This window comes from Candidatus Dependentiae bacterium (assembly GCA_018897535.1).
Lineage (GTDB): Bacteria > Babelota > Babeliae > Babelales > UASB340 > UASB340.
This window is the reverse complement of sequence record JAHIKO010000022.1, coordinates 21,465-34,088: the sequence shown is the minus strand read 5'-3', so window position 1 is coordinate 34,088 and position 12,624 is coordinate 21,465. Positions and strand designations below refer to the sequence as shown.

General features: G+C 30.3%; 8 protein-coding genes and 1 tRNA gene. 1 reads left to right on the top strand and 8 read right to left on the bottom strand.

Going from position 1 to position 12,624, the window contains the following annotated elements; translation table 11 throughout:
* Window positions 1-44: 44 nt before the first annotated feature.
* From KKE07_01400 to KKE07_01385, 4 genes are all read right to left on the bottom strand, one after another.
* A tRNA-Ser gene (locus KKE07_01400) sits at window positions 45-136 on the bottom strand.
* A gap of 5 nt (window positions 137-141) precedes the next feature.
* Window positions 142-1,059 carry a 30S ribosomal protein S2 gene (gene rpsB, locus KKE07_01395; protein ID MBU4269513.1) on the bottom strand — a complete coding sequence of 306 codons (918 nt, stop codon included), beginning with the start codon at window positions 1,057-1,059 and terminating at the stop codon, window positions 142-144.
* Window positions 1,060-1,189: 130 nt separating this feature from the next.
* Window positions 1,190-2,572, bottom strand: coding sequence for a hypothetical protein (locus KKE07_01390; GenBank protein MBU4269512.1), 1,383 nt, complete (start codon window positions 2,570-2,572; stop codon window positions 1,190-1,192).
* A 58-nt stretch (window positions 2,573-2,630) separates the two neighbouring features.
* Complete coding sequence (locus KKE07_01385) at window positions 2,631-4,037, bottom strand: hypothetical protein (protein MBU4269511.1); 1,407 nt, start codon at window positions 4,035-4,037, stop codon at window positions 2,631-2,633.
* A gap of 354 nt (window positions 4,038-4,391) precedes the next feature.
* Between KKE07_01385 and lon the strand changes: the two genes are divergently transcribed.
* Window positions 4,392-6,836 (top strand): endopeptidase La, encoded by a 2,445-nt coding sequence (lon, locus tag KKE07_01380; protein ID MBU4269510.1) that lies wholly within the window; start codon window positions 4,392-4,394, stop codon window positions 6,834-6,836.
* Window positions 6,837-6,904: 68 nt separating this feature from the next.
* On the opposite strand, the gene KKE07_01375 is transcribed toward lon, so the two are convergent.
* The 4 genes from KKE07_01375 to KKE07_01360 form a co-directional block, all read right to left on the bottom strand.
* A complete protein-coding gene (locus KKE07_01375) occupies window positions 6,905-8,722 on the bottom strand; it encodes a pentapeptide repeat-containing protein (protein MBU4269509.1) in 1,818 nt (605 codons plus the stop codon).
* Window positions 8,723-8,838: 116 nt separating this feature from the next.
* The gene (locus KKE07_01370; protein ID MBU4269508.1) at window positions 8,839-10,164 is read right to left on the bottom strand and encodes a DUF1015 family protein; all 1,326 of its coding nucleotides are present in this window, start codon (window positions 10,162-10,164) and stop codon (window positions 8,839-8,841) included.
* A gap of 24 nt (window positions 10,165-10,188) precedes the next feature.
* Window positions 10,189-11,481: a hypothetical protein gene (locus tag KKE07_01365; GenBank protein MBU4269507.1), complete on the bottom strand. Its 1,293-nt coding sequence runs from the start codon at window positions 11,479-11,481 to the stop codon at window positions 10,189-10,191.
* 10 nt (window positions 11,482-11,491) lie between these two features.
* Window positions 11,492-12,601: a rod shape-determining protein RodA gene (locus tag KKE07_01360; protein ID MBU4269506.1), complete on the bottom strand. Its 1,110-nt coding sequence runs from the start codon at window positions 12,599-12,601 to the stop codon at window positions 11,492-11,494.
* Between the last annotated feature and the right edge of the window lie 23 nt (window positions 12,602-12,624).

Genomic DNA, 12,624 nt, shown 5'->3' with positions numbered 1-12,624 from the left:
CTAGTGCGACTTATCCGCCATAGCTTTATGCGACGGCGGAAGGCTGGTGGAGAGGGAGGGATTCGAACCCTCGATACCCCTTTCGGGATATACACGATTTCCAATCGTGCGCTTTCGACCACTCAGCCACCTCTCCCGATTTTATTTTTTCAAAGGTCTTCTAGCAACAGGTTTTTTAATTGGTACATCTTTTGCAACAGAAGGGATTTTTTGAGTAATTTTTTTTGCTATTGCTTTATCGCCGCCAAGATCTTCATCCTCGGCTTCAATTGCTGAATAATCTACTACTTCAGGTGTGTTTGAAGTTAACGTTTCTTGTGCAGCAGTTTTAGCTTTTTGAATTAAATCTTTTTTATCTACTTTTGCCGCAGTTTTCTTTTCGTTATGGAGTTTTTGGCCATTTTTTACAAATTCAGCCAAATATTGCAATATAAATTCTATTGATCTTGAAGAATCATCGTTTGCAGGAATTACAAAATTTATTCCATCAGGATTCGTGTTTGTATCGACTAATGCGATTACCGGAATTTTTGCGTTTACAGCTTCTCTTAGCGCAGATAATTCTTTTTTAGCATCAACCAAGACAAGTGCTGCCGGTGGGAATCTTAAATCAAGAATTCCGCCAATATTTTTTTCTAAACGTTCAACTTCTTTTTGGATTAAACTTAATTCTTTTTTCTTATAATAATCTGTAGGCTTTTTAATTATATCTTGTAAGTGCAACAATCTTGTTATTGCTTTTTTGACTTGATCAAAGTTTGTCAAGGTTCCGCCAACCCATCTATTAATCACGAAAGGAGAATTAATTTCTTTTGCTATTGTAGCAATGGCTTTTTGAGCAGATTTTTTTGTACCAACAAACAATATTGATTTACCTTCTGCGGCACAATTTTGTAAGTATTTACCGGCTCGTTCCATTAAAAAAGCAGTTTTTGCTATATCTATTAAGTGTATTTTATTTTTAGAGCCCCAAATAAATGGTTTCATTTTAGGAGACCAGCGTGATGTTTTGTGTCCAAAATGAACTCCGGCTTTCAACAGATCTTTTAAGTCTACCATGATTGATCCTTTGCGGGTTTTAACAATTATCTCTTAGGTTCCATCACTGGCTACCACCCGAGTTAAGAGATAAGATTCAACAATTAAACTAACGAGTTAAAATTTTAACAAATATAATTTAAATTACAACCTATTCTTCACCTATTGTTTTATTTTCTTTTATAATTTTATCGTATTTTTTACCAATAAATAATGTAATAATTGTCCAAATGGTTGATAATCCAATTATTAACAATGCATTTATTCGGGTTAAAATTAAATATGCAGTTCCGCTATAAAATACATTTACCATCGATCCTGCAACTTTGGATCCGGTTCTACCAAATGATTCTATCCAAGCTTTTGATTTAAATTTAATATCTTTAGATGTTGGTATGTACAATATTTCTCTTACAGGTGCATTAAATCCGTAATGTAGTGCTCTCAATATTACCATTATAACAACAACGGTTGATAGGTTTGGTCTGGTTAATAAGCCAAACATCATTAATATTGTTGATATTGGCATGACAAATAAACAGAAAAACACACCCATTTTTTTCAATAAAGCCGATGTTCCAAATGCAGAAAATATTAAACTTAATCCATTAAATGAAGCTGTATATAAAAACATAAATGAACTCATGCCGACAATAGCATTATTTGTTTCTATAGACATTTGTACTTGCATTTGATAATCAAGAATAACATTAATTGCTTCGTAAAGATAAACTAGACTGAACATTCCAAGTACATAAGGTTGCGTTACCATTAACTTTAAACCTTCAATCATACTCACTTTTTTTTCTTTTTCTTTTTGTTTTTCTGCTTGATAAACAGCTTCATAACCATGTAATAAATATCCGGGAATACTTTTTTTTAATTTCATTATGCATAGGCATGCAAACAGTAATAATATTGCAGAAACTATTAATATAATTGGAATACTTTTTGTATATGTCATGTTGATTTTTTCCAGTAAAAACCAACTTAATAATGGGGATATTATTCCACCAATTCTGGAAACGGCAACTATTTTGCCATAACTATTTTTAGCATCCTCAGTATCGCTTATTGAGTTTGCAAAAGCCCAAAATGTTCCAACGGCTAATGGTGAATAGAGGTCAATTAAGACGTAAAAAATCCAACCAAAAATTCTGTATGGGCTTGTAGCTGTATTGGACAATCCTATTGTTGGATGCATCAAAACTAACGCAGTGATTATTATTGTTACAACATAAAATGTCAGAAAATAGTATACAACTTGATGTCTTTTTAATTTATCTACTAATTTTGAATATATAAAAAGTATTGGGATTAATATAAAAATAGTTATTATTTTTGTATATGGTTGATAATCTTTTCCGACTAATCCTAGAAAAACAGATGTTTTAAGTGGGCGGATTACTGAATAGGTTGCAATTATAAATAAAAATGCACCACCTAATAAAAGTAATTTCTTGAAATTATAAGCACCAAAGTTTCCTTTGGCGCTTATATATCTATCTTTTAACTTTTTTATAAATAAAAACATTTGTCCTCTATTTTTAACATATAATTTAAGTAAATATTAATTGGGGTGATGTTTTTTACTAATTTACGTCTTCACCAATAACTTTTTTCTCATCGACTACTTTTTTGAGTTTATTGCCTAAAAATGGAATTACAGCTAACCAACATCCCATAAGACCGAGTATTACAACTAGATTTGCCATCAAAAAAGACACCGGCGCAAGTTTGCGCATTACAATATTAAGAGATGAGCCGATACCCTTTGAAAATCTTCCACCGAAAGCATCTGTCCATGCTTTCGCTTTAAATTTAATTGCTTTGGTTGTAGGTATATAAAGAATTTCTCTTGTTGGATGATTTAATGCATAATTTAAAGAACGCAATGCAACTAAATCAATAAATAACATACTTGCCGATGGATTAAAAATTGTTAAAACAATTAATCCAATGGTAATTATAGGGAATATATATAAAGTTTTATTTATTCCAAGTAATCTTAATAGCGGTGTTGTACCAAAGAGCGTAATAAATAGTCCAACCAAATTCATTATAAAGTAATATGATGCAAAATAGGCTGTAAGTGATCCGGCGGATTCGTGTGAAGCATCAGCCGCAATTTGAACAATATATTCAACTATTACAATTGTTACTTCATAAAAAAGCACAAGCCCAAATATTCCAAGAACATAAGGATTTTTTATCATTACAATCAAACCTTCGAACGGTTTTTTTAGCATATTTTTAAAACTAAAAGCTTCTTTTTCAGCTTCTTTTTCTTTAGCCTTCTCTAATTGATAAACCGCTTCGTAACCGTGCATATGATATCCCGGTACATATTTCATCATAAAATAAATTGATACGGCTGCGCATAAAAGTAGAATACAACCTATTAGTAAAAATTTAGGTAGAACAATGTGATCTTGACTTACGCTAATAGAATTTGTAGCTAAATAAAGAAGGCCTGCTGTTATCATGCTACCTATTTTAGATCCGGCAACAAAAAGCCCATAGTAATTTTTTGCATCTGACGGATTATTTATAGAGTCTGCAAATGACCAAAATGACATAGACATAAACGCTGCAAAACTTTCCATAAAGAAATACATTCCCCAGCCAACAAATCTATGCACGCCAATTGATGTATTTTCTAAGCCATACACCGGATGTATTAAAAATGCATACAGCACTAGACATCCTATTGCGTGAAAAATCAAAAATGCATAGAGTAGTTGATGCCTTCTTAACCAATCGACAAGTTTTGAATAAAATAATAAAAGTGGTATTAAGAAAATTAAAGAATAAATTTTTGCATCGGGAACATAAATTGCGCCAACCGTTTTTGCAAATATTGCATTTTTTAATGGACGCCAAATTGCCTGGGTTGCTGACATAAAGAGAAATGTTAGTGACAAAAAGAAAACTTTTAAGCGATATTCCTTTTTTACATTCCAAAGAGAGAGAATTTTTTCGACCAATTTGTTCAGCATTCCCGTTCCCATAAGTTAAACCAAAAGTAATTGTATCAATTTTTACTGCAAATATTTTTTAAATACTTTTAGTGATTATTTAAGATATACGAAACAACTTTTGTCTTAATTATAAATGTGTTCTTATTATATTATTGGGTGATCAAAAGTCAATTTATAATTTTTATTTATTTTATCTTTCGGATTCACATAAAAACACTTATTTTTTCTAATAGTAATAATGTGATTGGGGGTATTTTTCTTGCTTAAACTGTTTTTTTATCGTAATATTAATGTGTTGGGATTTTGGGGTATTTATCGTACTGAATTAATTGTTTTGGGATATTTTTAATAAATATATTTATTGAAGGTTTTATGGAGTCAGTAAAAGACCAAAAAGTAAAGTTTTTACCTGTTTTGCCGTTGAAAAATATGGTTGCTCTTCCAAAGAGCATTATTCCTGTTGTAGTTGGCCGCGATATATCAATTAATGCGGTAAAGTTTGCTGCAGAAAATAATAAAGAAATATTTGTTTCGGCTCAAAAGCTTGAAAATGTTGATAATCCCGGTGTGGCAGATTTATTTAAAATAGGGACTAAGGCAAATATTTTACAAATAGCCCGTATGCCAAATGGTACATTTAAGATATTGATTGAAGGTATTTGTAGATCTGAAATTCAATCTGAGCAACAAGCGGAAGGCTTTTTGGGTGTTATTGCAAAAGATATGACGGCTGAAAAAGATTTAGAGCCCGCATCTTTAAGCGCCATGTGGCGGAATTTATTTGAAACTTTTAAAATTTATGTTTCGCTTAACAGTAAGATTTCTGAAGAAATTTTGGCAATGTTTAAGGGTCCTCAAGACCTTGATTATTTAACCGATACCATTGCCGTTCAGTTGCCACTTTCATTTCATCAAAGACAAGAAATTTTAGAACTTGTTGATCTGGAAAAAAGATCAATTCATTTAAGCGTTTTATTGGAAAAAGAAATTGCTGTTCTTGAAACTGAACAAAAAATAAAAAAAAGGGTGCAGCGTCAGATTGATAAAAATCAAAAGGATTATTATCTAAATGAACAGATGCGTGCCATACAGCGAGAACTTGGCCGTCAAGATTATCAGCAAGAGATTGATAGTCTGCGACAGCAAATTAAAAAAACGAAATTATCTAAAGAAGCTTTGGACAAAGTTGAATCTGAAATTAAACGTTTAGAATCTATGCAGCCTACATCACCTGAAGCTGTTGTAAGTAGAAATTATATTGATTGGATTTTAGGCTTGCCATGGAATGTTTCTACCAAAGATAATGTAAGTTTGAACGAGGCCGAAAATATTTTAAATAAGTCTCATGCCGCTATGAAAAAGGCAAAAGAAAGAATAATAGAATTTTTGGCAGCTAAAAAATTTGCCGGAAATGATCTTAAAAAAGCGCCAATTGTTTGTCTTGCAGGGCCTCCGGGAGTTGGAAAAACATCGTTAGCTCTTTCAATAGCCGATTCTTTAGGCAGAAAATTAGTTCGTATATCTTTGGGAGGTATGCGAGATGAAGCTGAAATTCGTGGCCATAGAAGAACGTACATTGGAGCAATGCCCGGTAAAATTATTCAAGCTATGAAAAAAGCCGGAGTTACAAACCCGGTTATAGTTCTTGATGAGATAGATAAAATGGCTATGGATTTTAGGGGTGATCCGGCATCAGCGCTTTTGGAAGTTTTAGATCCTGAACAAAATAGCGTTTTTTCGGATTATTTTTTAGAAATTGATTACGATTTATCCAATGTTATGTTTATAACAACGGCCAATGTTGTTGATAATATTCCATATCCACTTTTGGATAGAATGGAAATTATCGGTCTTAACGGTTATACTACAGCCGAAAAATTAAAAATTGCGCAAGATTTTTTGCTCCCTAAATTATTTAAAGAACATGCTTTAAAAGTTGCGCAAGTAAAAATAGATGAAAATATTGTATTAAAAGTGATAGAAGAATATACAAAAGAGGCGGGTGTAAGGCAACTTGAAAGAGTCCTTGCAAAGCTAATAAGAAAAAGCATTCAGTTATTGCTTAAAGATAAAAATTTAAAGACGGTAACAGTTGACCATGAAAGTGTTATTTCTTGGCTTGGAAGACCCAAATTTAAATTACCGGATAGAACAAAACTTAAAGATGTTGGCCGTGTTACAGGTCTTGCTTGGACAGAGGTTGGCGGAGATGTTTTGGATGTCGAAGTTGTTACGTTAAAGGGTAAAGGTGCTTTAACTTTGACCGGACAACTTGGTGAGGTTATGCAAGAATCTGCACAGGCCGCTATGACTTATATAAGATCAAGAGCTAAAGATTTGGGTTTAAAACCGGATTTTTATTCTGAGTTGGATATTCATATACATGTTCCCGAAGGTGCGATTCCAAAAGACGGGCCATCTGCCGGTATTACTATTGGAACTGCAATTGCTTCTGCATTGACCGGAATTCATGTGGACAAAAATGTTGCTATGACCGGTGAAATAACTTTGCAGGGTAGAGTTTTGCCTGTAGGCGGCTTAAAGGAAAAACTTTTAGCTGCTGCAAGACTTGGAATTACAAAAGTTATTGTTTCCAATGAAAATGAAGATGATATTAAAGAGTTTGAAAAAGAATTGGATAATAAACTTAACGTTGTTTATGTTGATAATATGGATGATGTTTTAAAGAATTCCTTTTCTGTTGATCCATTCGAGAAGGCTAAAATGGATGGCAAAAATTTGACTAAAAACAAAAGTAAAAAGAATTTGAAAAAAAGTAAAAAAAGAAAAAACAAAAAAGTAAAATCAAAAAGATAAAAAATAAATTATATACTTAAAAATAAAGCCTCAGATTAAACCTGAGGCTTTATTTTTAAAAAAGAAATTTAATTGGATACGTTTATAGCACCATTATTTTTTAAATAATGCTTGTGATTATTTGATAAACCAATTGAATCTTTGAAATCGGCATTTTTCACAATTGAATTATTAAAAATTGTTTTATCGTCAAACAGAACATTTACGAACTTGGAATTTGTAAGATTTGCGTTTGTAAGATCAGTGACCGTTAAATCTGCGTCCGTTAGATCTGTGGACGATAGGTTCCAACCGGATAAATCCTTGCCTTTAAAGTAATTTGTATTTCCAAATTTTGTATTATTAATTTTAGTATCTTTTGTAATAATTGCATTTGTAAGATTTGCTCTTATAAGAATTGCTCCCCTAAGATCAGCTTCATTGAGATTCGCTCCTGTTAAATCTGCGCCAGTTAGATCTGCGCCCGCTAGGTTCCAACCGGATAAATTTTTACCTTTAAAGTAAGTAGTATTGCCAAATTTTGCACTAACAATTCTGGTATCTTTTGTAATAATGGCATCTGTAAGATTTGCACCAGTAAAATTTGCACCGTAAAGATCTGCATTTGTAAAATCTGTGCGAGCAAGATTTGTGCCAGTTAAATCTGCCTTGTAAAGGTCTGTCTTAGATAGGTTCCAACCGGATAAATTTTTGTCTTTAAAGTAATTTGTATTTCCAAATTTTGTATTATTAATTTTAGTACCTTTTGTAATAATTGCATCTGTAAGATTTGCACCAATAAAATTTGCGCCGCTAAGATTTGCATTTGTAAAATCCGCGCGAGCAAGATTTTTCCTTGGACTATGGGTGGAAAAAAATGCGTTTGTAAGATCAGCTCCATTGAGCTTGGTGCCTGCTAAATTCCAATCAGATAAATTTTTGCCTTTAAAGTAATTTGTATTTCCAAATTTTGTATCATTAATTTTGGTATCTATTGTCATAATTGCATTTGTAAGATTTGCACCTGTAAGGTCCGCGTACCTAAGATTTGCACTTGTAAGATCTGAGGCTGTAAGATTTGCCCCTGTAAGATCTGCGCCCGCAAGACCTGTGTTCGACAGATTCCAACCGGATAAATCTTTGCCTTTAAAATAATGCGTTGCGCCAAATATTGCACCTTTAATTTGGGTTTCTTTTGTTATTATTGCATTTGTTATTATTGTATTTGTTAGATTGGCTCCCAAAAGAATTGTTCCTGTAAGGTTTGCTCCAGATAGATTGGTTTTAATTGCATTTACATTATAAACATATTCGTTATAAGTTATGCCAAAATTTGCACCGGAAAGATTTGCTTTGGAGAGATTTGCACTGGAAAGATTCGTACCAGAAAGATTTGCGCCGGAAAGATTCGTACCAGAAATATTTGCACCGGAAAGATTTGCAACAGAGAGATCTGTGGATTTGAAATCAATATTAGAAAAGTTGCCTTTGTCAAAATTTTTATTTTTTAAATTCAAATAATTTCCATCAATTATACAAATGATTTTTGTGTTATCTTTTTTACTCCAGTTTATTGTCATATTTGGAACAACATCTATTTTCATAAACGACTCAAATTTTTTTTCCGGAGTTCCATCAAATCTTTTAAAACCACTTTCTCCTTTAATTTTAATTTCGATATATTTTATATTGGTTTTGCCTTTATTTATGATTTGTTTTTTTATTTCATTGATATATGTATCACCAGATGATTGGTCTATATTATTTAAGTGAGCATCTTCTCCTTCTAATGATATTTTTACATCAATTTGTTTACCCAAGTTATTTGTTAATCTAGCCTCTTTTGTTGCAAATAAAGCATAATTAAAGAAATTTAAAAATAAGATAACTCCTGAAATTTTTCTCATAAATTTCCCTTAAAAAATAAATAAATAAAAAATTTTAAAACAACAAAAAACAGTATTAGTTTAGAATTATTTATTTTTTGAACGCAACAAAATTATTATTATTATTATTATTATTATTACTCTTCGAGTTCTTTTACAAATATACCGGCTTTAATCTTGGGTTCAATCCAAGTAGATTTTGGTGGTAAATTTTCATTTGAATTAACAACTTTTAAAAGATCTGAAAAACTTAATGCAGGTAACAGAAACATTACAACAAAATCACCTTTAATATATTTTAAAAGTAGATTTTCAATACTTAAATTACCGCTTACAAATTCTATATTTTGCCCAATTTTATTGCTATCGTTTTTGAATATCGGTTCGATAACGTTTTTTTGAAAAATATATGGAATTATGTTTTCTATTGGATAATTTTGGGGTTTTTTAAATAGATTTTTAAATTTGTTCCATGTACTATCCGGATTTTGCTTTTTTAATTTTAATGTATACCATTGCGAATTATAAAACATACGAATGTTTTTGTGCGGTACGGTTTTTTTAATTGTTTTTTCAATTGTAAATGATTGGCCTAATAGTTTTTTAAATTCAGATTTTGTAAGATTATTAATCTCTTTTAATAATCTATGATACGGATATATGGTTATTTGTGATTCCGGAAAAACAGCAGCCGTCATATAGTTTATTTCACATAATTCTTGATTGTTGTTTGTATTTGCATTACATGATTTATCGCCGGCAATATTTTTTTTTGCATTTTTTAATCTTTGCGCTGCAGCAGACCTATGGTGGCCATCGGCAATATATAAATTGGGAATAGTTGAAAATATTTTACTTATTTCGTTAATGCTTTTTTCATCTTTTATTTTCCATATAAAATGTTTTGTTTTATGCTTTGTATCTATTACAAAATCAGGATAAGAGGCAATTTTTTTTGCTATTATATTATTGATTATTGGATTGTCTTTATAGCACAATAAAATTGGTTCTATAAAAGCATTTTGTATTGTTATTATATCTTGTGCAAATTCAGCTTTAGACTCAATTATATTTTCATGCTTTTTTATTTCACCTTTTTCATAATTTTCTATAGATATTTTGCCAATTATTCCCGTATTTACAATATCTTTTCGCTGCTGTGAATAGATATAAAAACATGGTTTTTTTTCGCGTTCAAAAAAACCGCTGCTTATAAATTCTTTTATAGCGGCAGCATCACTTAGTTCTCTTATTTCTTCATATGATTTTATTTGTTTTATATTGTTAAAAATCGTTTGCGCGCCGGATATATTTGTGTTGTTTTGATATTTGATGTCTGCCAAAATTGCTGAGGCATCGCTTCTAGGCATGTATGCTTTAAACGGTTGAAAGTCTATTGTTGCATAAAGTAAGCTTACAAAAGCTCCAAAAAAATAAATTATAAATAAATTAATTTTTTTCACGAAAACCCCTTTCTCTTCGTATGTCTAATTTAAAAATTCTTTTATTTTTTGAGCAACCATATTTGCTTGTTTATTTAACCAATCAAATGAATTACTCCCCATATTTTTTGATATTTCACTATTAAGAATAAGCATTTTTGATTTTAAATAAAGAGTTTCAAAATCTTTTGTTATAAAAATGCCATTATTTTTTTCAAGATCTTGGGCAATAATTTTAGTGTTTTGATAGTAAGGTCCGATAATTGATGGAATGGCCCAAACAGCAGGCTCCAAAAGATTATGTCCTCCAATATTAACAAAAGTACCTCCAAGATAAAAAATATCTGCAATTTGATAGAGCTTAAAAAGTTCTCCAAGTTTACAAATAAGCAATATGTTATTTTCAGATAATATCTTGTCCAAATTTTCTTCTAAATTTAAATTATTTTTTTCGTTATATATAAAATATTTTTCTTGGGTAAAGCTTACTTTTTTTATTAATTCCGGTTCCCAATTAAAATGTCTTGGTGCCAGTATTAATTTTAAATTTTTAATATTAAGTTTTAATTTGTTAAATAAATCTAAATAAATATCAAGCTCTCCTTGGTGAATTGAGCCGACTAGCAAAATCTTGTAGCTATTTTTTAAAATTATTTTTGTTGTGATTTCTTTTTTTTCTAAAACATTTAATGTCTTTATGTTACCTAATGCTTTAACTTTTTTTGGCACTACCCCTAATTTTTCGAATAGAATTTTATCATCATAAGTTTGAGTAAATATTTGATCAAATAAATTAAAAATATTTTTTAAAATAGATTTAAATATAAAATATTTTTGTACGGAACGTTCTGTTATTCTTGCGTTAAGCAAGTACAATGGGACATTTAATATTTTTGCCAACATAAGAAAATTGGGCCAAATTTCAGCTTCTATAATTATTATTTTAGTAGGATTTATACGTTTGAATGCTGCGAGCATTACGATTAAAAAATCATATGGCAAAAAACTTATATAATCAGCTTTTAGGTGTTTTTTTGCGATATTTTTTCCAGCTATGGTGCCGCAAGTTACATAACATATTGTATTTGAGTTTTCTTTTTTTATTTGATTAATAATTGTTTCGATGGATAATATTTCGCCAACAGATACTGCATGTAGCCAAATAGTTTTTTTATTATTATTTATATTCTTAGGTATAAAGCCAAATCGTTCTTTAAATGATCCAAATACCGGTTTTTTTTTAAATTTTCGTATTACCAAATAAATACAGACAATAGGTAGAATTAGTATTTGTAAAAATTGATATGCTATAAAAATAAAAATTAGTTTAACATTCATGAAGATCTCGTTAATAATAAAATCGTCTTATCGAAATGTTATTAATTACCCCAAGGCTTGCCATAGTTATCCATAGGTTTGTAACGCCGTAACTGAATAAGGGTAATGGAATGCCGACAATTGGAAGTATTCCGGTTACCATACCGATATTTATACAAACCGAAAGTAGAATGTGCAACATTAGGCCAATTGCTATTATTTGTTCTGCTAAGTTGGATAGCTGTGATGCGATTACTATAATTTTGAAAAAAAGTATTGAAAATAAAATAAAAATTAAAATAGCCCCAAAAAAACCTAATTCTTCACAAATTACGGAAAATATAAAATCTGTGCGAGCTTCCGGTAAAAAAGCCAGTTTATTTTGAGTTCCTTTTAATAAACCCTTTCCGAAAATGCCCCCGGATCCAATTGCTATTTTAGATTGTTCAAGTTGATAGCGTTCCTTTCTGACATTTCCCTCTCCAAGTAGTACTAGAATTCGTTGCTTTTGGTATGGCTTTAATTTTGTCCATAAAAATGGAGCGCTAATAAAGACAATTATAAATGAAAATATTATAAATTTTTTATTTATTCCAATAACCCAAAATAAAATTATTCCTGATAATAGAATAATTAATGCTGTTCCCAAATCCGGCTGTTTCAGTATTAGAATAAATACAATAAATAATATGCTTAAAGGGAATAAAAAATTTTTAATTACAATTCTGTTTAAGGCATCTATTTTTATGGGCTTTAATTCACAAAAATAGTATGCAATGAATAATGGAAATAAAAATTTTGTTAATTCTGATGGTTGAAATTTGAAAAAATATATTGAAAACCAGCGCTTTGCACCCATCGCAACAAAACCTTTTAATATTGTATAAGCTAAAATAATAAGTGTTAAAAAAAAACCTGCAAAGCCATATCTTTTTGTCGCTTCAATATTTTTAACACTAAAAAAAATATAAATAAATATTCCTGTAATTGCTCCAAATAATTGTTTTTTAAAGAAAATAGAAATTGGAGCTTCCGGTGTGTATGTTGCGCTAAAAACAAAAAGTAAACCTAATAGCAATAGTGCTAATATTGTAAATGTTATTGTTTTATCAAAGTAATAAAAATATTTATATTTAAACATTATTGTTTTTAAACCTGTATTTT